The following is a 22,341-nucleotide window of genomic DNA, read 5'->3' as shown; positions in this document are numbered from 1 at the left end:
GTTTCGGAGCCTCAAAACTTTTGGTGCGTCTTTCGATCGTCGAAAGACCCTCCCTCAAGCGATCTCATAACGAAGCGCTTACTTTGGTTTGATGCCGGCCTGCTTCACGACTTCTGCCCAGAGCGGTAATTCCGCCGCGATCCGCGTCTTCAAAGATTCGGAATCGCCGGCCGTAACTTCAAAACCGACTTTACGGATTTTCGCGACGATTTCCGGCTGCTTCAGAATATCCATCGTTGCCGCAGTCAACTTGTCGGCGATCTCGCGCGGCGTTTTTGCGGGCAGGAGCATCATCGTGTAGGTGTCCAGCACGAAGCCTGAGTAACCGGCTTCAACCATTGTTGGAATATCGGGCAGATCGAACCAGCGCTTTGCACCGGTCACGCCGATAGCCGTGAGGTTGCCTGAAACGATCTGCGGATGAGCACCCGGCAAGGCCGTAGACACCATATCGACCGCGCCGCTCAGCAATCCTTGCACCGCCGGGCCGCCGCCATTGAAAGGTACATGCGTCATCTCAATGCCGGCCCGCGACTTCAGGAATTCCGCGGCTAGGTGAGCTGGCGTCGCAAATCCCGAACTTGCATAATTCAGGCTGCCAGCGCGTTGCTTCGCCAAGGCCACAAATTCCTTGAGATTCTTGACGCCGAGTTTGGGCTGCACGGCGAAGACCGTCGGCGAACCGGCCATGTCGACCAACGGTAGAAAGTCATTGACCGGGTCGTAAGGGATATTCAAGTACAGCAGCGGATTGATGACCATGGTATTCGATGTCACCAGTATCGTATAACCATCCGGGTCGGAGCGCGCGGCCATTCCCACACCGATGCTGCCGGCGGCCCCAACCTTGTTCTCGATAAAGATCGACACCTTCAATGATTCCGCCAGTGGCGGCGCAATGAGACGCGCAATCACGTCAACGGGACCACCTGTGCCGAACGGCACGAGGAAGCGGATCGGACGATCGGGCCAGGCCGCCAGCGCCGGACTCAAATGTCCGATAAAAGGCATAGCGAGCGTCGATGACACAGCCGCGATGCTTCCTCTCAACAACGCACGGCGCGTTGGAACCCACCGCCTTGCGCGCATCAATTGTTTCGGCATCCCCACGTTCCTTGGCGACAATACCTGACATCACGAACGATTGTTCGCGCACAAATAATACCGTTATGCAGCCAATGGGCAATAAAAACCGTACCTGAGACGCATTGCGAATGCGCATCAATTTTCGCCGTCACATGCCCGATTTTATGCCAGAAACGTTTTGTATAACAAACAAACACGGACGTGACCGCGGCAGCAGCCACTCCCGTGTTGATATGAATCAACCGTCACGCGATGCGCGAGAAGACACGGCGGGGATTTCCATCGGCAATTGCTTCGGAATCCGCAGCCGACAAACCAGCCGCATGCAACAAGGCCAGAGGCTCCATATCCGCCGGTGGAAAAGAATAGTCTGTACCCAGCACAATGTTGTCGATCCCGACCTGATCGATGAGGAAACGCAGCGGCTTCGGCGAATGCACGATGCTGTCATAGATCATGCGAGGCGCGTAGGCAGACGGCATTTGCGCTGCAACATCACTCTGAGCGGCGCGATCCATGCGGCGGTGCATGATATCAAAACGGCCGACGAGATAAGGATAAGCGCCGCCGCCATGCGACAGCACCAGGATCAAGCCGGGAAAGCGATCCAGCACACCGGTCATGATCAGCGAGCCGACACCGAGGGTCGTATCGAACGTGTATTGTGCGATCTGCGCGAGGCCGAATTTCGATGCCCGCGGCGCGGCACCGACTAGAACCGGATGGATCAACACCGGCATTTTCAGCGCCTCAGCCTTGCGCCAGAAGGGGTCGAGCGAACACTCGCCGATATTGACGTTCTCGATGTTGGAGGAAATGATGACGCCGCAGGCGCCGAGGCCGGCTGCGCGCTCCAGCTCCTGCGCCGCGGCATCCGCGTCGATCAGAGGCACCGATCCGATCCAGGAGAAGCGCTTGCTGTTGTCTGCGCACCATTCTGCCAGCGTGTCATTCAGCATGCGGTGCCAGGCAATGCACGTATCCTTGCCGAGACCATAACCAAAGATATCGGGCCATGTTCCGACGATCTGCCGATCGATGCGCTGCTGATCGAGCCACGCAACACGCCTGGCCACAGGCTCAACGAGAAGTGGAAAGAACGGCCTGGCCTTAAAGCCATAGTCGAAATGAACCGCCGGCGTCGCGCCGCCGCTCGCGACCAGCCTGACGCCAATTTCGCTGCCTTTGCGTTCGATCGCGCCAAGGAGTTGCGGCGGAATGTAATGAGCATGAGTATCGATCGGCACGGGAACTCCTCTGTTGGAAAGATAGCTGCGCCTCGATAGCGCAGGGGGGAAGCATCGCCCTCTGTGCTGCGCCGATCAGCCGCTGCATTGCTGATATGAGATCGCTCAGAAGCGCATGGGTCTGGCACAAGATTTGATTGTTCGCGCGATATGGTCTTACACTCCCGCGATAGCGTTCTGCGTCCGGTGCCTCAGAATTGCAAATGAATAACTACCTGGCGATCGACGGGCAGGAGAAGCGATTTGCATCGCACGGACGCGCTGCATTCAAGGACGTGACGTTTTCCGTAAACCAGGGCGAATTCGTTGCCTAGATAGGCCCATCCGGCTGCGACATTGCTACACATCATTTCCGGTCTGTCGCAACCAACAGCAGGATCGATCAGACTATCCGGTTCTGTGATTACCCGGCCGCGCGACGAGATGATGTTCGTCTTCCAGCAATACACGAAATCGATCTTTCCCTGGAAGACCGTGCTCGAGAATGTGCTGCTCGGTGTGAAGTACCAATCCGGCGCATCGCGCGCCGAGAAGGAAGAGCTCTGCCTTAAGCAGCTCGATCTGGTAGGGCTTGGGCGCTATCCTCATTACTACCCCTACGAACTGTCCGGTGGCATGCAGCAGCGTGTTGCCATTGCCCGCGCATTGGTTCGCCGACCGAAGATCCTGCTGATGGACGAGCCATTCAGCGCGCTCGACGCCATGAGGCGCGTCGAGCCGCAGGATCTTCTGCTCAAACTGTGGAGCGATCTCGGTCTGACCATCATATTCGTCACGCATGACCTCGATGAGGCGCTTTACGTCGCACAGCGTGTCATTATGCTTGGGGCGTCGGCGAAGGTCGCTGTGAATGTGGAAGTGCCCCTGCGCTATCCACGGCAGCAGATCGAAACGCGCAGCGAGCCACTCTACCTTCAACTGCGCGAGCGTCTCTATAACAATATGATCGAGCAGGTCATGGCCAGCCGGGCTGACGCACCATGACCACAAAGGTGCAGACATTGCTCTGTGAATCCCGTTTGACCCACCATCGCCCGCATCGTTCTGGATGAAAGTGGAAAAGGCCAGGCCTTCAAGTTCGTGACAACGCAAGCGCCGCCCATATTGACCTTTGCGAGGATGGTCAGGCCGATGCAACCAATATTTTCAAAATCGACTTTCGAAACAGCAACCCCATCCCGGCTGCTTCGCGCATAGGCCTTCATTTCGCGTTCGTCAGGCGTGACAACGGGATTCTCCGGATCTGCGGCAGGCGTATCGTGCAGGATGGATAGAAATTCCTCCATCCGTGCATGCAACCACGATAATGCGCCAAGCATGCTGGTATCAATTAAGATAAAGACGTGACCCAAATTCTGGACGATCCCTGGATTCTTGTCCCACGCCTGCACATTGGTCAGAAAAGCTGCGCCCGGGCCGTCGTTTGTGGGCCGCCGACGACGTGGTCTCCGATGCAAGCTGGCCGACCCTGCTTTCGGAATCGGTAGAACTCTGCACGGACCAGCCCGATCTCGCCGTCGCGATCAGCCTAACACACGACGTTTCAGCAGACGTGCGGCGATATTGCGAGGCCACGCTTCCGCATGTGGGACGGCCTCTGATCCTGAAACCCAGCACGGGCTCTGGGGCACAGTCGGTCGCATGCGGTCGGCACGCGTTCGAGCTCGCGGATGCGACGACGACTTCCGTCCGCGCCGCGCGCCCCGCCACTGGGGCTTGCCTCACGCATCTTTTCGTTGCCGCGTCGAATGCCTTCACTTTCTTTCTCGGTCAACGTCAGCCGGCCCTCGGTTCTGTCCGCCTGTACGAGTTTGATTTCGATGGCGGACAAGGCCGTTCCTATACGCCGGTGCTCACGGTGCCTGTGACGCTTCGTAATGGGGAAGCGAATGATACATGCCGGAGTGGTCGGGCATACAATTCCTCCAATCCATCATCGCCGAAGCCACTGGGTCGCCGACGCATCGCGATGAGAATTCTTTGGGAAATTTCCGCAGACTAAATCGCAGACTAATCGAATTTCTAGTCTGCGGCGGAATTTGCGGCGATCAAAAATTGAGTTGTTTCTCAGGATGTTAGGTGACGCGCCCGAAGAGATTCGAACTCCTGATCCCCAGATTCGTAGTGTGAGGCTTGAGTCTGCCGAACAATCCTGCCGAATCGTTGAATCGAAGGCAGCGAATTAATGCGGAATCGAGCAGACGGATCCGGGCTGAATTTTCCGACTACGCAAGTGGGCCCGCACTGGCCTTGTGCGATCGACAGGTTGGTGCAGACCACGACTGAGCGGCCGCGCGAAAGTCCCGACGCTCGTTTGTTTCACATTATGGAGAGCGAACTGCCGTCCTTCAAACAAATCACCGTTTGAAAAACCGTTTGAGTCCGGGTCCTCTCAAACGGTGCGTCTCTCTAAGTGATTGATTTAATTGGTGGGTGCACAAGGATTCGAACCTTGGACCCGCTGATTAAGAGTTAGCAGGTCTCCAGCATAGTTCCTGACTACAGTGGCCCGGGCAATGGACCTCGGTCTACCCATTTTCTTCAGTTGCAGAGCCGACTGGTTCGACCAGCTTCTTCAACATATGGCAGTACGGTTGCATAAAGTGGGACGACATCGCGGACCTGGTGAAGCGCCTGCTGTTGCGCAGTGAGGCCGTGATTGGTCGAGAGGCAAGAGCTTAGAGCTGACTTGCTTAGGTAGGGAATCAGTCCTGCGGCGGGGCTTTGCGTTCGCTGTCGTTCGCCGGAAGCTTATTCGACCGATATTCGACGGCCGAGGCTAAAATTGTACTAAGTGATTGATTTTACTGGCGCTCCCTAGGGGAATCGAACCCCTGTTTCAGCCTTGAGAGGAGCCGAGCTTCGTTGCCAACCAGATGATCGAAGACGCCGCACGAACATCCGGCGTGGCATTCGCTATCGTGCGCCCGACTATGTATCTGGACAATCTCCTTAAGCCCTCGGCACGGGCGGAGATCATGACCGAGGGCGTGTTCGCGCCGCCGATTCCGTCGTCGCAGTGCATCGCCTGGACATCGGCCGACGATTGCGCCGAGGCGGCGATGACGCTGCTGGAACACGGCGCAATGGGCGGCGATTATCGCATCGCCGGGCCGGAAAGCCTGACAGGCGATGAACTGGCAGCGCGCGTCAGCGTCGGCCTTGGCCGGACGATTCGCTATCAAGGCCAGTCGCCGGGTGAGTTTGAGCACGAGGTCGATGCCCCGATGGGTGCCGGCGTTGGCGGGCGCATCGCGTCAAAATTCCGCTATTTTGCGGCGCGCCCCGACGACGCCGATGCGATCCTTGCATTGTCCTACGTCGCCAGATCGGGTTTGGAAGGCTTCCAGCCCACAGATGTCGAGAGTTGGGTTCGCGCGCATCGGGAAGTGTTCGGTGTGAGAGACGAAGCGACGGGCGCTCCGCGATAGGCCATGGTCAGCGCGGCGGCCGATCGCTCACGGCCGTCGCCGCAATCGGATGAGCGTGAGGATAGTCGATGTGAACGGACGTCCACTTCCATTACTCCGCGGCCTGCACCTCGGCGGCGACAGCTTGGCGATGACAAGCCGGTCCAGCAACGCGGCGTCCTCGAAATAGGCACCGATCCCTCCGTGAACAGGTCACGGATGATCGTGTCGCCAGCCTCGGCATAGGCGTCCGCGCCGACGAAGATCGCCCGCCGGTCGCTCGCTTCCGCGTTCGCCTTGGTCAGGTCGCGGCGGATGATCCACGGCTCGCGATTATAGGAAAGGTTGTCGAAAATGGTCCTGCCGGTCGTGATCCTCGGTGATCGCGAAGGCCATCAACTGGTCCAACGACAACCCGCCGTCGCGATAGACCTGCATCAGCTTCGGCTGACCGCGCCCATCCACTCGCGACGCAGGATGGCGTATTGCATGGTGTTTTCGTAGATCGGATTGCCCGCATCGTCATTGGTGAACGATACGAATTCGAAGAACACGCCTTCCCGGCGCATGCCCAACTTTTCGCAGAGGCGCTGCGAGGGCTTGTTGTGGTCTTCGACATAAGCATAGAGTCGGCGAAAGCCCTTTGCCCGGAAAAGATGGTCGAACAGCGCCCTTGTGGCTTCGAACGCATATCCCTGACCCCCGAATTGCGGATTGAGGTTCCAGCAGACCGAGGCAGTCTCGTCCTCGTCATCCTCTCCAGCGCCGCCGAACAGATCGCCGATGAGCTGACCGGTTTCTTTCAAGCAGATCGCCACGCAACCCTGGTCGAGGGCGCGTTTCATGACCTCGATCTCCGCCTCGGCCAGATCTGCGAGCTTGAGTTTCAGGAAGCAGGGGGCGGTGGGCGCGCGCAGATAAGCGAAGAGGTCCGTAGCATCGCCCACCCGGAAAGGCCTCAGGATCAGGCGTTCGGTTTCAATAATCTGCACGTCCATCACTCTCGAAAAGGCCTTGCCTGCTTAGATCAATGCCGCACCCTCCTCTGGAGGCTGGCGCAGGCGCACCACCATGTCCAATGCCCTGATCGCCAGGTCCTTCTTCATCCTGTCGCTGACTGCCCAGCCCACGACGCGGCGGCAACGCAGGTCAAGAATGACGGCAAGGGTAGAGCCAGCCCGCCGACGTCCAGATATCCTTAAATCCGATGCGACCCGATCGCGGGGGGCAACCTACTGGTTAGCGCGATGCGCACCGCCTCCTGCTTGCATCCCGCGAAGCGCTTTCGCGCTCGTCCCTCAGTTATAATGGCACGTGCACACGCCGTCGATTGATCCAGTTCAGAGCCGACGGCGCCAAGAGCGCCACCACACAAAGTGCGACAAGAGTCGCACTGATAGGGCGCGTCACGAAGATTGTAAGGTTCCCGCCGCTCAAGAACAATGTTTCTCTCAAAGCCTTCTCGAAGATCGGACCCATCACCAATCCAAGAACCAGAGGAGCCATGTCGAACTCCATTCGGCGAAGCACGAAACCAATGATACCTGCTCCCAGCAAGACGCACAGATCCCAGTAGCTGCTTCTCATGGTGTAAACACCAATGAAACTGATGACAAAGATTCCGCCAATCAGCGCATATTGCGGAACCCGTAATAGTCGAACCCAGATTCCGACGAGAGGCAGATTGAGCGCGAGGAGCGCGATGTTGCCAATGCACATCGACGCAAGCAGGCCCCAAACGACGTCGGGATGTTGCGCGAGGAGCAGAGGACCGGGCTGGATGCCCTGCACAATCAATGCCCCAAGCAGCAAAGCGACATTGGGCGTGAAGGGAATGCCAAGACTCAGCACCGGCACGAGCGCAGATGTCGCCACGGCGTTATTGGCAGCTTCAGGGCCTGCGAAACCTTCCACGGCTCCTTTCCCGAACTCATCACGATGCCTTCGCGCGATCCCGCGCTCTACGCCATACGATGCAAAGGTCGAAGTCAACGAGCCCGGCCCCGGCAAAAGTCCGATCAAAAAGCCGATGCCCGATCCGCGTACAATCGCGGGCCAGGCGCGGCTCCATTCTGCACGCGTTGGCACCATGTCCCGAAGACGCACCGTTTCAGCGCGCGGAAAGCCTTGCGTAGAAGCAACCACTTGGAAGAGCTCGCTCAAACCGTAGAGTCCCAGCGTGATCGGCACGAGATCGAATCCGAGTCCGAGACTCTCTCTCTCAAAGGTAAAGCGGGTATCGCCACTCACAGCGTCCACGCCGATCGTCGCGAGGGCGGCCCCCATCAGCAGCATCAGCATGTTTCGCATCGGATCGCGACCCGTGATGCGAATCAGCGTTACGGCACCCAACAAAGCCAGCATACAGAACTCTGGCGATGAAAACCGGAGGGCTACATCTGCCAAAACCGGCGTAAAGAGAGATAAACCGAGAATACTGATTGTTCCTGCGATGAATGAACCGACCGCGCAAATCATCAGCGCCGCACCAGCCCGCCCCTTCTTGGCAAACTCATAGCCATCGATCGTCGTTACGATCGAACCGCCCTCTCCCGGGATCTTGAGCAAAATAGCCGTGGTCGAGCCGCCATACATCGCACCATAGTAGATGCCAGCCAGCATGATGAGGCCGGTTACTGCCGAAAAATGAATGGTGATCGGCATGAGTATGGCCATCGCACCCAAGACGCCAAGCCCCGGGAGAACTCCGGTCGCAGTTCCAACCAGTGCGCCGACGAGCGCAGCCAGCAAATTCACAGGCTGCAGTGCTACAGCAAAGCCGCCGATCATGCCGTTGATCAGATCCATCGCTCAGCCCCCTGTCGCCAACGCCAACAAAGATCCTGCCGGCAGCGCAACCTGCAGGAGCTTTCCGAACACGAGCCAAAAGAAAATCGGCAAGACGATGCTCGCAAACAGCGCTTTGCTCCATGGAGCGCCAGCAAGTCGTCCCATCAAGAAGAGGAATCCGCCCGAAGTCATCAGCGTGCCGAGCAACGGCATCATCACGATGAAGCCGACGCAAAGCGCGACTGCCAGCGCGACACGCACTGCCATCTCGCGGCTTGGCCAGGTCCCGACCTCGCTATCGCGGATCTGAAGGTCCACGTCGCGGAACGTAACGTAAAGACCAACAGCGACCCAAAGCACACCAATCACGGTTGGCACAGCTCCCACTCCTGTCCCGGCCGGATCGCCAAGTGGAAGCTGCAAGGCATAGTAAGCGTAAACCAACCCCACGGCTGTCAGGATCGCCGAAGCGATGCGGACATGAGGTTTCGCAATCGGCGGATATCGTTCCATTTCATGACTCCGGATTGCGCTGGGGTCAGGGCTTCGCCTGAGCCGATTGCGCGGTGTTATTGAAGACGTCGGTGAATTGCTCCGTCATCTTCGCCCCATCGGTAAACTTCACGATGATATTCTGGGCGGCAAGCACCTTTCCAAAATCCGGATCGGCGACGGCCGTCTTGACTGCATCCACGATCCTGTTCCGCGTCACGGCCGGGATACCTTTCGGAGCATATACAATGTAGTCGCTGGTCGTGGTCACGTCGTAACCGAGTTCCTTAAACGTCGGGACGCCAGGATTCGAACTCATACGCTCCGGAGCAAAAATCGCCAGCGGCCGGGCCTTCCCTGCCTCCACCTGCGCTTTGAGACCAGGCCAGGTGAGATTGACAAGCTCAGTGTTCTTTCCAAGAAATGACGCGACACCATCGGCGTCGCCGCTATAGGGCACAAAACGGATATTGATACCGGCTTTCTTTGCGAAAGCATCCCAGGTGTATTGATTGATCCCTCCCGCAATGCTGGCAACTTTGAGCTTTCCGGGATTAGCCTTGGCGTAACTCACAACCTCTTCGAGATTCTTGAGCGTCGAATCCGGTTGAATACAGATCGCGTTGTAGACGATCCCGATCCCGCCAATGATGTCATACGTGCTTGGCGCTCCCCATGGCAGGCCCTTCACCGAATGCACCGCGATCGTCATCGGACTATTGGTCGCCACGCCGATTTTGTAGCCATCGGGAGCTGACGTCACAACAGCGGTTACACCTCGCGTCCCCGCACCGCCCGCGATGTTTTCCACGGCAACGGGTTGCTTGAAGCTCTTCTCGAGCGCACGTGCGAGTGCGCGACCGATGGCATCCGATCCGCCTCCCGCACCGTAATTCACTGTCAATGTAACCGGCTTCGTCGGGTAGTTATCATCCGCAGCTTGCGCGGCAACAGAACAAGCCAGACCAAACACAACACACAATACCACTGGACGTCGCATTTCCCCTCTCCACTCTTCGTTAGCTGAAATTTCTAAGTCACTGATGCACGCACGGTTCTTATCGACCCGGAACACGCAATTCTGGATACGCGAACTCGCCCCTGTTGAGGATATGAATGTCATCGAGCCACAGGCTACATCCGCGAAGCGGAATATCGAGATGGCATGGCGTATCGTTAGTTCCACCGAGCTCCGTGTTTGGCCCAGTTGAGAACAGAACGTTTCCATAGAACGACAGTGCATTCATGATGTGCTCGGATGCAAGCTGCTGCGAAGCGGCTATATGGTGCCAATGAGCGCGCTCATTCGATCCCCAGCCGATGTGTGAAATGGCCCAGCCACGGGGATCGCCAAAGCTCTCGATGTAGTTCCTGATCAGATGTGCGTCCGTGCCCTCGCCCTTCAAATCAACGATGTATCCATCCTTGATGATGAGCGTCACTGGCGACTGGATATACCGCTTGAACGCACACAGAATATCGCCGGGCATCAGCACAACCGTCCCATTCACCTCGCCATCGGTGGCCTGCGTGAAAGCAAAGCCGGACGGCCAGTGATCCCAGCGTCCGGACTCGTCCGTGTAGCCATATTCCGAGATCACCGGATACTGTTTGAGGCCATAGCGAACGTCCGTTCCGCCTGGCGAGGTGATGTGCATGACCTTTGCCGATTGGAGAAGCGTTCGAGACAGCTCGGTGCGCCGCCGCAAGTCCTCGGTCGGGAACATCTGTTTGAGGATATGAAACGGTTCCATGACCCGCAGAATGCGCGCACCGGCGGCCTGGATCTCGGCCTGCTCTGCTGAAAACAAAAGACCCAACAGATCGATCACCATGTCCGCGCGCTTGAGCGTATCGACGGCGGGCTGATTGCCGGTAAGCGCATGACGCCCTTGCACGCCGGCAGCTTTCCGCTGGCCATACTTAGGAACATTGACGTGGAACGTCGTCGCGCCGAGGCTTTGAGCAGCCAGCATGAAGGTCTGCGCATATTCAGGATGGTCGTTTCCGCCGCTGAGTACGGCGACCACCTCGCCCTCTTTCACCTTGCAGAGCTTCAATTCGGCTTTGAAGACATCGAGCATTTCGACATCGACAACTGCTCTGGACATGAACGTTTCTCCTCGCTGCGAATGCCTCAATGATGACCAATCGGACGCCGCCGGCTCTCTGAACTGAACAGACTTTCTGAATTGAACAGACTTGCCAAAATCGAGAAAAATCCCTCGGGATCATCGATCTGCATCTGATGACCGGCGCTCTCGAGCCGTTTGATCGCCATCGACGGCGATAGCTGTCGGATTTCGACCTCGTCTTCGGAAAGGATGACGCCGCCTTTCCCGGCGGCGATCAACGCCGTAGGCATCGTTAAATGCGGCAGATCGGCGTGAATGTCGTCGTGATGGAAGCCACGATGCGTTTCGACGATCGCTCGCTCGTCGCACGTATGGAGCCACTCCGCCCGCGTGCGTATGTGCGCCTCCGGCCACTTTGGCGCGTTCGGACCGCGCAGGGCAACGTCGGCCTCCCCTCGCTTTGCAGCGCGGACGAGTGTCAGAAGCGGCTCCAGCGGAATGGGATAGGCGCGGCGGCCCGGCCCTGAAACCGGCGGATCGACCAGTACGAGTTGATCGAAAGCACTGGCGTGGTGGCGCGCTGCCCGGATACCGATCCGGGCGCCCATCGAATGACCGAGAAGGGTGAATGTTTTCAGCCCAACCGCGGTGGCGAACTCCACAATATCGGCCGCGCATGCGTCGATGGCATAGTCAAGATGAGCGCCACTCTCGGACAGGCCACGCCCGCGCACATCGAGAACATACATATCGAACGTCTCGCAGAGCCTTTCGGCGACGAACGCCCACTGCGCCGCCACCGTTGTAATTCCTGGCACAATGATGAGCGCAGGGCCTTTCCCGCCGAAACGCAGATAGTGTTGGCGAATTCCATTGGCGCGCACGTTGGCGCCATAAAGAAAGCCCGATGCGCTCGTCTGGTTCACGACCGCACCCGCAATGTCGTGTCGTTCAGCGCCTTCAGTCGATCGATCGCATCGCTTGTCGGCATCACATCGGCATATTTACTTGCGATGTCGAACAGGTTGACCGCGTGCGAGGTCGGAGAGCGATCAAACACCGCATCGCTTGGCACCATCGACTTGAAGTTCAAGGCACAAGCATCCACGACCGAGGCGCGAATACACCCGCTTGTCGTACAGCCCGCAAAAACCAGAGAATCGATCCCTGCTCCGATCAGATAGCCCGCAAGCGGCGTACCAAAGAATGAGCTCGCCTGCGTCTTTGGAAGGCAAAGCTCTCCTTGCTGCGGAGCAACTTCGCGCACAAAATCATACCCCGCTTCCGGAATCTGCATGATCCCTGGCATTTTCGCGGCAAATGCGCCTTGGTCGTGAGTCTGCTTCCGCGCGACATGCGGAAAGATCACAGGCCAACCGCTACGACGAAACATTTCGATTAGTGTCGCGATCTGACCGATCGCCGCCCAGCCAGCCTCACCACAACTGGTTGGATATTGTCGAATTGCTTCTTTGATCGACATCGGCCGATCGCCGACTGAACGATACTGAACGTCGATGACGAGAAGGGCGGGGCGTCGACCAAATCCGCCAGCGCCGCCGAGACCGCCCAGCGCATAGATTTCTTGCTCTTCAGGCGAAATCACATGATCCCAAGGGCGTTCGCGCATCGACATTACGAGCCTCAACGATGACAGGAATTTCGTGGCGGGCCACGTCTCAATGAAGCGGCACTGTTGTTGCGTCATACTGGTATATCCAGTTGTAGCGTGCCGCGTTCGATTCCGGTGACCACTGCGATTCAATGTATTCACTGGCCGCATCTTCTTCGGCGAGAGCTTCATGATGGAACGTGTACTGCATTCCCGCAGAGGAGCGGATGACCTTCGAGGTTCGCTCGATGCGCGCATTCTGATAGACGAGGAATGCTGCTGCGGGATCATCTGGGGTTTCTTCGAGACAACGCGCAAGCACGCAAGCATCTTCGATGGCCATATTCACACCTTGGCCGAGATACGGGACCATGGAGTGGCACGCATCGCCAAGCAACGTCACGCGCCCTTCCGTCCAGCGCTCTAGCGGATGGCGAACAAACAATCCCCATTTGTGAAGTGAAACGACGTTCTTGATCACCTCGAGGATGTCGGGATGCCAATCTGCGAAGTCATTGAGACAATCGTCGACAGAGCCCTTCTCGGACCACGATTCAAGTTGCCATTCGCTATGCTCGACCTGTCCCGAGAAGGTCATCAGCTCCGTGCCCTCCCAGCGGACCGGATATGCCGTGACATGCGCCTGTGGACCAACCCAGGTGGACACGACATGCGCGCGCTGGTGAGGAAGAAGCCGGTCGACCGGCACCAGTCCGCGCCACGCAATCGCGTTGGTGTACTGACCCGGCACGGCTCCGATGATCTGCTCGCGAACTTTCGAATGAGCACCATCCGCACCGATCAGCGCTCGCCCTTCGACAACCGATCCATCCTTGAATTTCATGCGAACGCTGTTCGCATCCTGCCTAAAGCCCACACAATGTGCGTTCAGATGAATCGCATCCGGCTTCAACCGGCGCACCGCATCCACCAGCATTTTGAGAAGATGCGCTCGTAGCAAGAGGAAGGGCTGATGTGACGCGGCCTCTTGCGTGCGTTTATAGAGCGGCCAGGTGCCACCGGTGTTCCACAGCCTGATCGAGCGCTGATCGGCGACGATGCATGTCCGCTGCAGTTCATCCTCCAATCCGAGCGCCATCAACACGCGCGCACCGTTCATGGAGACCCACAAGCCGGCGCCAACCTCCCGAAGTTCGGACGCCTGCTCAAAAACATCGCAGTCAAAACCACGTCGGAGCAACGAGAGCGCTGCCGTCAGCCCTCCAATGCCCGCGCCGGCAATCAGAAGCTTGGATTTTCTATCAACTCGATCGGCACTCATGGCGATTCTGGAACCCCGAATGTATGAGATATGATTTCAAGTTACGCAGCGTTGGCGTTTGCCTCGCTGGCAAGACTTTTGATGGCCTCGTAGATTTTCGCATATCCGGTGCAGCGGCACAGGTTTCCGCGAAGGTAACGGCGAATCTCCTCGTCAGTTGGGGCGGGATTGCGTCGCAAAAGCGCGGTGACTGCGAGAACGAATCCTGGCGTGCAAAAGCCGCACTGAATCGCGCCGTGAACGACAAACGCTTCCTGCACGCGTGACATGCCACTGGCGGGGGTCACACCTTCAATGGTCGTGACCTCACATTGATCAGCGTCGACAGCGAGCGTGGTGCAGCTTGAGATTGGCTCGCCGTCAAGTAGCATCGTACAAGCGCCGCACACCTCCATATCGCAGGAACGCTTTGTCCCTTTGAATCCAAAACAATCCCGCACCAAGTCGATCAGCAAAGTGTTGGGCGGAATTGATGTTTCCACCGGCCGCCCATTCAATGAGAATGCAATCTTGACCAACTGGGTCATCGCCGCCGCTCCCTGCACATCGTTTCGGCTTCGGCAATATTTCGACGAAGCAGCACACCCGCGAGATGGCGTTTGTATTCAGCGCTGCCATGACGATCATCCGTCACGTCGATGCTATCGAGAGACGACCCCAGCACGTCGCTGACCGCCTGAGCGGCCTCCGCGGTGGTGACGCCACAGAGCGCTGCCTCAACACGCTCAAGCCGCTGAGGTCGTGCGCCAAGGGCTCCGATCCGAATTCGGGCGTTGGCGATGGTCCGGCCACTCGGGTCAAGAGACCACAACATCGCGGCATTGACTGCTGGCCGCTCGCCATGACGAAACCGCTGATAGACAACCGGACCGTTTGGAATCGGAATGAGTATGCGCGTCAGAAGTTCATGCGGCTCGCGAACGGTTTCAAACTCATCCAGGATGAAATCGTCTGCATCGACGAGGCGTTCGCCGTCGATGCTCGAAAGACACAGTCGCGCTCCCAAGGCTGCGAGCAGCGTCGGTGGGTCCGCATGCGGCTCGCCGAAGCAGAGATTGCCGCCAATCGTGCCGGCATTCCGGACCCGAACATTCGCAACATTTCCACACAACTGCGCCAGCGTTGGCAGGATTCGCTGAACCAGCTCGCTCTGCTCTATCTGGCTGTGCGTGCACCGCGCACCAATCTGGAATGTCTTCTCATCGACGTGCGCGATTTCACTGAGGCCGCGAATGCCTTTGATATCGATGAGCTTGTCGGTGTGGATCACGCGCAGCTTCATCGCCAATAGCAGCTCGGTGCCACCGGAATAGAACATCCCTTCCTGCGGTCCGAGTGCCTCGTGGATGGCCTCCCCCACATTGGCCGGCCGTGCGATCTCGAAGAGAGGTGGACGCATGGTTCAGCATGCCTCCAACATCGTCTTGAGCCGTTGCTCGAACTCTTCGAAATTTTGGTCGGCGCGCCGCTTGATGATCCCGAAGCCGAGCGAGGCGAGGCGTCCCTGCACATCAACCTCCGCCTGAAGATCAAGCGTGGACCCGCCGCCTTCTTCCTGCGGCATCAATCTCACGTCGAGTACAACCGCCAGCCGCGTCCCTGTGAATTTGTCGCGGCCGCTGGCGCGTGTACGCACATGTGACGGTTCAGTCAGGGACTCCACGATGATGTCGGCGGGCACCTCTATTTTGAACGGGCCGATCTTCTGCTTCATGATCGCCTTGTAAGACGACAGCCTCTCAATCTCCTCGACATCCTCACATCCCGGAATGCACTGAGAGACGCGCGCAACCTCGGTCAGTGTGTTCCAGACATCGGCGGGAGCAGCCGGAAGCGTCATCGACATTGAAAATTGCACGTCCTCAGCTCCTTTGCTTAAGAGCGCGCCAGACCTTTTCTGGCGTCATGGGCAGGTCCGTGATTCGAATCCCGTAGCCGGCATACAGCGCGTTGGCGATTGCCGGCGCGATCGGGAGAATGGCGCCTTCACCCATACCTTTGGCGCCGCGAGGACCTGGACCATCCTCATTTTCGACAAGAATCGTGGAGAATGTTTCCGGCACGTCATCTATGTTCGGAATCGTGTAGTCGATCGGCGTCGCGTTGATCGGCTGACCGTCCTCGAACTCGAGCGCCTCGAACAACGCATGCCCAAGTCCTTGTATTGCGGCCCCTTCGTCCTGCCCCTCGGCCGCGACGCGATTCACCACCCGGCCAACGTCGGCCGCTGTCGCGTAGCGTTTGAGCGATATCTGCCCCGTATCTTCGTCGACGATGACTTCCGCCAGTCCCGCCGCGGTCTCCCAGAACAGCGGCGCCTCTGCGAATGCTCCGTTGTTTGAGCGGGGCGTGATGGCGCCGCGACCGATCACCTCGCCAGAATCGACTCCGAACGCGCGATGGAAGATCTGATGGAAGGTCAGAACCTCGGATCTGGTCGAAACACCTCCTGGCACCAGCGACAATTGGTCGAGCGGCAAACTCCATACGTCTGCCACCAGATCGAGAATCTGTTTGGCTGCATCCTGCGCCGCATTCTCCACCGACAGACCAACGATAACGGTCGACCGACTCGCGCCCGTTCCCCAATCGAAAGGAGCGACTGCCGTGTCGGTTGTGAGAACAGTCACGGAAGATAGCGGCTGGTTGAGCGTTTGCGCAGCGATGCGAGCCATCGTCGCGTGCGAACCCTGCCCGATTTCGACGCTCGCGATCGCGACAAGAACGGACCCGTCAATCTTCAGACGTACGACCGCATTACCGATTGGAACGATCCCCGGATCGGTAGCCCCAACAGCAAGGCCACGCGCGACGGAGCTCGAAGGCTGCGGGTTGGATCCAAGCGACTGTCCGACCAGCCCGATCAGTTCGCTCATGTCGACATCCAGCGCACGCAGATCGGGACGAATGCGTTGTCCGCGCGCTGCCAGATTGCGCAGGCGAAACTCCGTTGGACTGAGACCGATCGCTGCCGCGACATTGTCCATGTGGGATTCCGCGGCCCAAACCGCCTGCGGCCCGCCGATCGACCTGAAAGCCGCGCCCGGAACGGTGTTGGTATAGACCGCCGACGAGTCCAGTCGCAGGTTGGGTATCGCGTACGGTCCGATGATGCGGTTCGCCGTCTTTGTCGCAACCGCGGGACCGGTATCCGCATAGGCGCCACCGTCCATTACAATCTTTGCGCTCTTGGCGACGATCCGTCCTTCCGCGTCCACAGCCGTGCGGATTCGGATATCGGCGCCAAGACGGCGGCACGTCAGCATTGATTCGGCGAGCGACTGCGCAACGCGAACAGGACGCCCGACTTTCCATGATGCGGCAGCCACAAGCGGCTCGATCTTCACGGAAGCCTTGCCGCCAAATCCTCCGCCTACGAACGGAACGATGACGCGAACCTTGGCAAGCTGAAGATCGAATATCCGCGACAGAACTTTCTGCACCGCCGCCGGTGTCTGCGCTCCCGACCAAACGGTGAGCGCGTTGCCCCTGAAGTCAGCGATGACTGTATGCGGCTCCATCGCGTAATGAAAAATCGCCGGAAATCGGAAGCGATCTTCATGAATGTAGGCTGCTGTGGCTTCTGCCGCATCGACGTCGCCCGTATCGTTGCAGAAGGTGTGAAACACATTGGTGTTTGCGACCGGCTTCGCACCACCCTTGAAATAGAAGTCATTGATCGAGTCGTGACGATCATGAATCAGCGGCGCATCTTCTGCGAGCGCCGCCTCGATCGTAGCCGCGCGAGGAAGCTCCTCGTACTCCACGTAAACCTGTTCGGCCGCATTTTCCGCCGCTTCAATGGTCGCGGCAATGACCACCGCAACGGGCTCGCCGACATAGCGCACGCGATCGACCGCAAGCAGCGGGCGGTCCCTAAGCAATAGCCCCCATTGACCGAACGATTCCACGTCAGCGCCAGTCAAGACATCAACCACGCCTGCGGCGGAGCGAGCCGCCGATGCGTCGATGGACCGAATACGTGCATGCACCGCCGGCGAGCGCACGACGACACCGTGCAGCATCCCAGGCACATCCAGGTCGGTCACAAACTCCGCCCTACCCGTGACTTTCTCGATCAAATCGGCCCGAACATTCATGAGGGCCGTCGCCTTATCCATGAGCTTGAACCACCCCTCGCCGCACCGAGACCGCTCAGCGTCAGCACTTGAAAAGCGCCACCGCCGCCCGTTCCCATCTTGATCGGAACGGTAGCGCTCAATTCACTCGTATGCAAGCACAATACTTGTTCACAAGTGCATAACTTGCAAACAAGCATTGCGGGTGCTTTATTAGCTAATGGCGCGAATCTGCTGGTCGCGCTCAACGGCCACGCGCCAGCTTCAGCATGAGCAAGGTGGGGAACGTTGATCCAGTCGGACCGACGACCTCCAAGCATTTAGAGAGGTTCAACACGCCGGGATGTAGCAAGCAGCTCAGATCCGCGATACATATCGCTCAAATTCTGTGTAGTTCCGAGTTCGTAGGTTGCTCCTGCAACAACGCCGCACTGCATTCTGCGTTCATCAATGAAGGAATTTCATGCCGCAGGCCAAACCGTCACACCCAGCCACCAAGAAATCAAAGGAGACGGCCACTTCATACTCTCTTGATGATCAGCCGGGATTCTTGTTGCGCGTCGCGCTTCGCACGCACACCACGATCTTCACATCGAAAATGATTGAGAATCTCACGCCTCCACAATTCTCAACATTGGCTAAGCTGCGGGAGGTCGGACCGTGTTCGCAGAATTATCTCGGAAGGTTGATCCATTACGATTCGGCCACGATCACCGGCGTCATCCATCGATTACGAACGCACGGGCTGATCAAGAGCTGTGAAGATCCGCTGGATAGCCGCCGCGTCGCCATCGATCTGACGGATGAGGGACGGCGAATCGCCGATGAAGCCATAGTGACGATACGAGAGATATCGAAGGAGACCTTTTCTCCGCTCAGCGCGGCCGAGCACGACACGCTGACCGACCTGCTAAAGAAAGTCATACTGCGTTAGTTGATGGACCGCGCTCGGATATCGCACGCGCCGAGGCTCGCGGTTCGGCGTCGCCAGTGTTCACTGCATACTGACGAACACGGTTTATGTCGGCTCCTGGATTTTCAATCGACGTTGCTCCAAGACGCTTCGGCAGAAGCCAGTGAGCGAACACATCGTGGTCGAGGTACGGGTCATTATCGCACCGGAGGAATTCGATGCAGTTCAGGCCACTCTCAAAGCCCGTGATCCGCGCGTTACAGCCCGCGGGTCGTCACCGGCCCGATCCTTGACGGGGCTCGCCACCTGCGCAACCTGCGGCGGCGTGATGACATAGCGGACCGGCACATCCAAGACTGGCAAAGTGCACAAATACTACACGTGCTCGACCTGCATGCGACAGGGAAAGACTGCGTGCAAAGGGCGGTTTATCCCGATGGACCGGCTCGACAATCTTGTGGTCGAGCATCTGGCTGATCGCTTGTTCAATCCGGAACGACTGTCGGCCATCCTTGTCACCGCCGCCACCCAGCGTGCAGAAAAGGCGGCCGAAGTCGATCGTCTTTCGGCGTGCCGAGGTCGTCGAGGCCGATGAAGAGCTGAAGCGGCTCTATAAAATGGTTGAGGATGGCCTGACGGACTAGGACGATATCCTTAGGGCGAGGATTTCCGAACTCAAGTTTGACCGTGAGCGGGCCCAGGCTGCACTCGATCGTGTCAGGCCTACCGCATCGTCAATCACCATTGACCCGGAAGCGCTTGCCCGGTTCGGGCGGGTCATGCACGAAAACATCCCCAGCGGTGAGATCCCGTTCCGCAAGGCCGACAGCCAGTCTGTCGTAGATCGGATCGCGGTCGACGATCACGCCATCCGGATCATCGGCGATAAAGCGACCCTCGAACAGGTCGTCGCGGGCGCCGCAAAAATCGGGCCTTGGGGTTCGCAGTTTTGTACGCAAATGGCGCGCCCGAAGAGATTCGAACTTCTGACCCCCCAGATTCGTAGTCTGATGCTCGTGCGCAACAGACTGTCTACGAGGGCGGCTGGGCAATCGGTGCTTGCCATCCGCCAGTACTAAACAGCTGAAGCACGGCTCACTTCGACGGCATAGAACCAGAGTTGGAGCAACTGCCGTGCCTCCGGCTGATCATGGGTCGTCGCAGGAGAAGATCGGGCACAGCCGGCGCTCAGTCTTTTTTCCAATCGATGACGTCGGGGGTCGAAACCTAGAACCAGACGATTGTAATCTTTTCGCTTCTGTCCGTAGCCATCTCCATTCTGCAAGACGCAAGTATTTTTGCGCGCGAGCGTTTCGTCAATTTGCGATCATTTGCGAACGTGGTCTCTGGCCATCGATTACGGACGATGTCTGTTACATTGACGTATCAAGAAATTCGATTTCCAATCGGCCGCGTCAATCTGCAAGCGCAAACAGTTCCGTGGTGACTTCCTTGCCCAAACACAAGCCAACTCTGGCAAATGGCTCAGTGATGATCCGCAGAGCGCTTGTCCGGCGAATTCGCCGCAGGATATCGGAAAGCATTCAAGACTGCACCGACAACAATCGATGACGTTATCGCCGGCCTACAGTTCATCGACGATTATCAGCGCAGTAGTGCGCCTTCTAAAACGTCCCGCTCTAACGAGGAGCAGATCGCTGGGATTTGATCGATGCAGGAGTTCAGGTAGACTATGACCTACGGGAAGCTGCCAGAAAACATTGACCCCAACGCACCGCTGCGATTGAAAGTCGCGGCGGCCTTGGCCTATCCTGATGGCTCCATGACTGCCAGTGGCTTGCGCCGGGAGGCAGGCAAGGGCCGGCTTGTCATCGAGCAGACAGCAGGCAAAGATTACACCACCCTAGCGGCCATCGCGGAAATGAGGCGTTTATGCCAACTGTCAGCAAAGGTGTCCGGCTCTGGTGGCGGAAGCCTCGCCGAAACAAAGCGGGAAAAGTCATCAAGCGCGGGACCTGGATCATCATCGACGACCGAAAGCATCACGCCACAGGATGCTTTGCGGGCGAAACTGAACGCGCGCAACAGAAGCTCGCCGCCTACATCGCGGCCAAATACAAACCAAAACGAAAAGAGCGCCCATTAGATCAGATCAAGATCGCGGACGTTCTTTCAATCTATCTCGATTTCAAAGATCCGGATGGAGTCAACACCAAGCTGGCCAAGCGCATCGGCCGGCTTAATGACCATTGCGGCAACGACACGCTGGATCAGGTAAACGGCGATTATTGCCGGGACTATGCGAAAAAACGGGGCAACGAAGGAGGTTCGAGGCGAGACCTTGAGGACTTCCGTGCAGCAATCCGTCACCACCAAAGCGAAGGCTATCACCGCGAGAATGTTAAGGTAGCGCTGCCCGCAAAGGGTGAGGCACGAGATCGATGGTTTGAGCGGAGCGAAGCTGCGCACCTGTTGTGGACATGCTGGCGGCATCGCGAGATTCAGACCATTCACCGCGGCCCGAGGAAAGGACAGAAAGTCGAGACCGACAAGCGCCCGTTGCGTCACCTTGCGCGGTTTATCATAATCGGTCTGCGCATGGGTAACCGCGCCGCTACGATTGCCAGTGCTTCGCCCATCAAGGGAGACGGGCGGTCATTTGTGGATCTTGACCGCGGCGTTTTTTATCGCCTTCCACAGGGCAAGAAGGAAACGAACAAGCGCCAGCCACCCGCACCAATTCCGCCAAGGCTTCTTGCGCATATGCGCCGCTGGGTGCGCAAGGGCATCGCCGTCAATCACTTCGTCGAGTGGAACGGCAAGCCGGTAAAGTCCGTGAAGACCTCCTTCAAGACAGCAGTGAAGCTGGCGAGGATCGAACACGCATCGCCGCACACGCTACGGCACACGGCCGCAACCTGGTTGATGCAGAACGGCGCTCCAATGTGGGAGGCTGCCGGCTTCTTAGGAATGAGCGAGAAGACGTTGCGCGAGACCTACGGCCATCATCACCCCGACTTCATGAGCGGAGCCATAGCGGCAATAGAAGGGAGACCAATCAAGAACGATCGATTGGTCGTTCGATTGGCCGAGAGGATGAACCAACAAAAACCCGGAGCGTAACTAATTGATTTTGCTGGTGGGCCCGGCAGGACTCGAACCTGCAACCAGACCGTTATGAGCGGCCGGCTCTAACCATTGAGCTACGGGCCCGTCCGGGTCCCGGCGGGGGCCCGCACTCATAGCAATGCCGGGCGTCGGCGCAAATGGCGGATCGGCAAAAAATCCGGGACAGGATCAACCCTGCCCCGGGATTTCTCTGGCCCAAAGATCGGCTGCCCCAGGATCCTCTGCCTCAAGATCCCCTCGCCCTCCGTCTCCCAAAACGCAGGGG

At 58.1% G+C, this 22,341-nt stretch carries 22 protein-coding genes, 1 tRNA gene and 2 pseudogenes; 8 read left to right on the top strand and 17 right to left on the bottom strand.

Annotated elements, in window-relative coordinates; all coding sequences use genetic code 11:
- Window positions 1–78: 78 nt before the first annotated feature.
- Window positions 79–1,011, bottom strand: a complete 933-nt coding sequence (locus tag CAK95_RS14255; protein ID WP_157699624.1) for a Bug family tripartite tricarboxylate transporter substrate binding protein — start codon at window positions 1,009–1,011, stop codon at window positions 79–81.
- A 320-nt stretch (window positions 1,012–1,331) separates the two neighbouring features.
- Window positions 1,332–2,333 (bottom strand): amidohydrolase family protein, encoded by a 1,002-nt coding sequence (locus CAK95_RS14250; RefSeq protein ID WP_086088507.1) that lies wholly within the window; start codon window positions 2,331–2,333, stop codon window positions 1,332–1,334.
- 336 nt (window positions 2,334–2,669) lie between these two features.
- Between CAK95_RS14250 and CAK95_RS14245 the strand changes: the two genes are divergently transcribed.
- Entirely contained in the window at window positions 2,670–3,317 is a 648-nt protein-coding gene (locus tag CAK95_RS14245) for an ABC transporter ATP-binding protein (RefSeq protein WP_086088506.1), read from the top strand.
- Here the strand turns inward: CAK95_RS14245 and CAK95_RS14240 are convergent.
- The gene (locus CAK95_RS14240; RefSeq protein WP_245303765.1) at window positions 3,266–3,724 is read right to left on the bottom strand and encodes an Ldh family oxidoreductase; all 459 of its coding nucleotides are present in this window, start codon (window positions 3,722–3,724) and stop codon (window positions 3,266–3,268) included. The genes CAK95_RS14245 and CAK95_RS14240 overlap by 52 nt on opposite strands.
- Between CAK95_RS14240 and CAK95_RS14235 the strand changes: the two genes are divergently transcribed.
- Entirely contained in the window at window positions 3,700–4,335 is a 636-nt protein-coding gene (locus CAK95_RS14235) for an SAVED domain-containing protein (protein WP_120265413.1), read from the top strand. The genes CAK95_RS14240 and CAK95_RS14235 overlap by 25 nt on opposite strands.
- Before the next feature lie 871 nt (window positions 4,336–5,206).
- A pseudogene (locus CAK95_RS14230) lies at window positions 5,207–5,764 on the top strand (NmrA family NAD(P)-binding protein); the annotation flags it as partial.
- Between the two features lie 416 nt (window positions 5,765–6,180).
- Here CAK95_RS14230 and CAK95_RS14220 read toward each other — a convergent pair.
- From CAK95_RS14220 to CAK95_RS14160, 13 genes and pseudogenes are all read right to left on the bottom strand, one after another.
- Window positions 6,181–6,741 (bottom strand): GNAT family N-acetyltransferase, encoded by a 561-nt coding sequence (locus CAK95_RS14220; protein ID WP_425349690.1) that lies wholly within the window; start codon window positions 6,739–6,741, stop codon window positions 6,181–6,183.
- Window positions 6,742–6,789: 48 nt separating this feature from the next.
- Window positions 6,790–6,937: pseudogene (locus CAK95_RS14215) on the bottom strand (DDE-type integrase/transposase/recombinase); the annotation flags it as partial.
- A 108-nt stretch (window positions 6,938–7,045) separates the two neighbouring features.
- A complete protein-coding gene (locus tag CAK95_RS14210; protein ID WP_086088504.1) occupies window positions 7,046–8,551 on the bottom strand; it encodes a tripartite tricarboxylate transporter permease in 1,506 nt (501 codons plus the stop codon).
- 3 nt (window positions 8,552–8,554) lie between these two features.
- On the bottom strand, window positions 8,555–9,046 hold the full coding sequence (locus CAK95_RS14205; protein WP_086088503.1) for a tripartite tricarboxylate transporter TctB family protein: 492 nt from the start codon (window positions 9,044–9,046) through the stop codon (window positions 8,555–8,557).
- 25 nt (window positions 9,047–9,071) lie between these two features.
- Window positions 9,072–10,148, bottom strand: a complete 1,077-nt coding sequence (locus CAK95_RS14200; protein WP_086088502.1) for a Bug family tripartite tricarboxylate transporter substrate binding protein — start codon at window positions 10,146–10,148, stop codon at window positions 9,072–9,074.
- On the bottom strand, window positions 10,084–11,136 hold the full coding sequence (locus CAK95_RS14195) for a 2,5-dihydroxypyridine 5,6-dioxygenase NicX family protein (RefSeq protein ID WP_183044264.1): 1,053 nt from the start codon (window positions 11,134–11,136) through the stop codon (window positions 10,084–10,086). Before CAK95_RS14195 ends, CAK95_RS14200 begins: the two co-directional genes overlap by 65 nt.
- 26 nt (window positions 11,137–11,162) lie before the next feature.
- Window positions 11,163–12,026: an alpha/beta fold hydrolase gene (locus tag CAK95_RS14190; RefSeq protein WP_086088501.1), complete on the bottom strand. Its 864-nt coding sequence runs from the start codon at window positions 12,024–12,026 to the stop codon at window positions 11,163–11,165.
- The gene (locus tag CAK95_RS14185; RefSeq protein ID WP_086088500.1) at window positions 12,023–12,736 is read right to left on the bottom strand and encodes an isochorismatase family protein; all 714 of its coding nucleotides are present in this window, start codon (window positions 12,734–12,736) and stop codon (window positions 12,023–12,025) included. Before CAK95_RS14185 ends, CAK95_RS14190 begins: the two co-directional genes overlap by 4 nt.
- A gap of 43 nt (window positions 12,737–12,779) precedes the next feature.
- Window positions 12,780–13,994, bottom strand: a complete 1,215-nt coding sequence (locus CAK95_RS14180) for an FAD-dependent monooxygenase (protein WP_086088499.1) — start codon at window positions 13,992–13,994, stop codon at window positions 12,780–12,782.
- Window positions 13,995–14,035: 41 nt separating this feature from the next.
- Entirely contained in the window at window positions 14,036–14,521 is a 486-nt protein-coding gene (locus tag CAK95_RS14175) for a (2Fe-2S)-binding protein (RefSeq protein WP_086088498.1), read from the bottom strand.
- The gene (locus CAK95_RS14170) at window positions 14,518–15,393 is read right to left on the bottom strand and encodes an FAD binding domain-containing protein (protein WP_086088497.1); all 876 of its coding nucleotides are present in this window, start codon (window positions 15,391–15,393) and stop codon (window positions 14,518–14,520) included. The genes CAK95_RS14175 and CAK95_RS14170 overlap by 4 nt, the downstream gene beginning before the upstream one ends.
- A 3-nt stretch (window positions 15,394–15,396) precedes the next feature.
- Window positions 15,397–15,840, bottom strand: a complete 444-nt coding sequence (locus tag CAK95_RS14165) for an SRPBCC family protein (RefSeq protein ID WP_245303764.1) — start codon at window positions 15,838–15,840, stop codon at window positions 15,397–15,399.
- 16 nt (window positions 15,841–15,856) lie between these two features.
- A complete protein-coding gene (locus CAK95_RS14160; RefSeq protein ID WP_086091414.1) occupies window positions 15,857–18,094 on the bottom strand; it encodes a xanthine dehydrogenase family protein molybdopterin-binding subunit in 2,238 nt (745 codons plus the stop codon).
- A gap of 442 nt (window positions 18,095–18,536) precedes the next feature.
- Between CAK95_RS14160 and CAK95_RS14155 the strand changes: the two genes are divergently transcribed.
- From CAK95_RS14155 to CAK95_RS14135, 5 genes are all read left to right on the top strand, one after another.
- Window positions 18,537–19,007, top strand: coding sequence for a MarR family winged helix-turn-helix transcriptional regulator (locus tag CAK95_RS14155; RefSeq protein ID WP_086088495.1), 471 nt, complete (start codon window positions 18,537–18,539; stop codon window positions 19,005–19,007).
- Window positions 19,008–19,074: 67 nt separating this feature from the next.
- Window positions 19,075–19,323 carry a recombinase family protein gene (locus tag CAK95_RS29225; protein WP_342588012.1) on the top strand — a complete coding sequence of 83 codons (249 nt, stop codon included), beginning with the start codon at window positions 19,075–19,077 and terminating at the stop codon, window positions 19,321–19,323.
- 99 nt (window positions 19,324–19,422) lie between these two features.
- Window positions 19,423–19,581, top strand: coding sequence for a hypothetical protein (locus CAK95_RS14145; RefSeq protein WP_245303941.1), 159 nt, complete (start codon window positions 19,423–19,425; stop codon window positions 19,579–19,581).
- Between the two features lie 184 nt (window positions 19,582–19,765).
- Window positions 19,766–20,065, top strand: a complete 300-nt coding sequence (locus tag CAK95_RS14140) for a hypothetical protein (protein ID WP_086088492.1) — start codon at window positions 19,766–19,768, stop codon at window positions 20,063–20,065.
- A gap of 814 nt (window positions 20,066–20,879) precedes the next feature.
- Complete coding sequence (locus tag CAK95_RS14135; RefSeq protein ID WP_086088491.1) at window positions 20,880–22,070, top strand: tyrosine-type recombinase/integrase; 1,191 nt, start codon at window positions 20,880–20,882, stop codon at window positions 22,068–22,070.
- 14 nt (window positions 22,071–22,084) lie between these two features.
- On the opposite strand, the gene CAK95_RS14130 is transcribed toward CAK95_RS14135, so the two are convergent.
- Window positions 22,085–22,160, bottom strand: a tRNA-Ile gene (locus tag CAK95_RS14130).
- Window positions 22,161–22,341 lie beyond the last annotated feature (181 nt).

Origin of the sequence: Pseudorhodoplanes sinuspersici, from assembly GCF_002119765.1 — a bacterium.
Classification (GTDB): Bacteria; Pseudomonadota; Alphaproteobacteria; order Rhizobiales; family Xanthobacteraceae; genus Pseudorhodoplanes; species Pseudorhodoplanes sinuspersici.
This window is presented reverse-complemented; position numbering and strand designations above follow the sequence as displayed.

Coding starts and splice junctions, on each gene's coding strand:
- CAK95_RS14255 (WP_157699624.1), bottom strand. CDS start 1,011: ATGCCTTTTATCGGACATTTGAGTCCGGCGCTGGCGGCCTGGCCCGAT.
- CAK95_RS14220 (WP_425349690.1), bottom strand. CDS start 6,741: ATGGACGTGCAGATTATTGAAACCGAACGCCTGATCCTGAGGCCTTTC.
- CAK95_RS14210 (WP_086088504.1), bottom strand. CDS start 8,551: ATGGATCTGATCAACGGCATGATCGGCGGCTTTGCTGTAGCACTGCAG.
- CAK95_RS14205 (WP_086088503.1), bottom strand. CDS start 9,046: ATGGAACGATATCCGCCGATTGCGAAACCTCATGTCCGCATCGCTTCG.
- CAK95_RS14200 (WP_086088502.1), bottom strand. CDS start 10,148: ATGACATTCATATCCTCAACAGGGGCGAGTTCGCGTATCCAGAATTGC.
- CAK95_RS14195 (WP_183044264.1), bottom strand. CDS start 11,136: ATGTCCAGAGCAGTTGTCGATGTCGAAATGCTCGATGTCTTCAAAGCC.
- CAK95_RS14185 (WP_086088500.1), bottom strand. CDS start 12,736: ATGTCGATGCGCGAACGCCCTTGGGATCATGTGATTTCGCCTGAAGAG.
- CAK95_RS14180 (WP_086088499.1), bottom strand. CDS start 13,994: ATGAGTGCCGATCGAGTTGATAGAAAATCCAAGCTTCTGATTGCCGGC.
- CAK95_RS14175 (WP_086088498.1), bottom strand. CDS start 14,521: ATGACCCAGTTGGTCAAGATTGCATTCTCATTGAATGGGCGGCCGGTG.
- CAK95_RS14170 (WP_086088497.1), bottom strand. CDS start 15,393: ATGCGTCCACCTCTCTTCGAGATCGCACGGCCGGCCAATGTGGGGGAG.
- CAK95_RS14165 (WP_245303764.1), bottom strand. CDS start 15,840: ATGTCGATGACGCTTCCGGCTGCTCCCGCCGATGTCTGGAACACACTG.
- CAK95_RS14160 (WP_086091414.1), bottom strand. CDS start 18,094: ATGAATGTTCGGGCCGATTTGATCGAGAAAGTCACGGGTAGGGCGGAG.
- CAK95_RS14155 (WP_086088495.1), top strand. CDS start 18,537: ATGCCGCAGGCCAAACCGTCACACCCAGCCACCAAGAAATCAAAGGAG.
- CAK95_RS14145 (WP_245303941.1), top strand. CDS start 19,423: ATGGACCGGCTCGACAATCTTGTGGTCGAGCATCTGGCTGATCGCTTG.
- CAK95_RS14140 (WP_086088492.1), top strand. CDS start 19,766: ATGCACGAAAACATCCCCAGCGGTGAGATCCCGTTCCGCAAGGCCGAC.
- CAK95_RS14135 (WP_086088491.1), top strand. CDS start 20,880: ATGCCAACTGTCAGCAAAGGTGTCCGGCTCTGGTGGCGGAAGCCTCGC.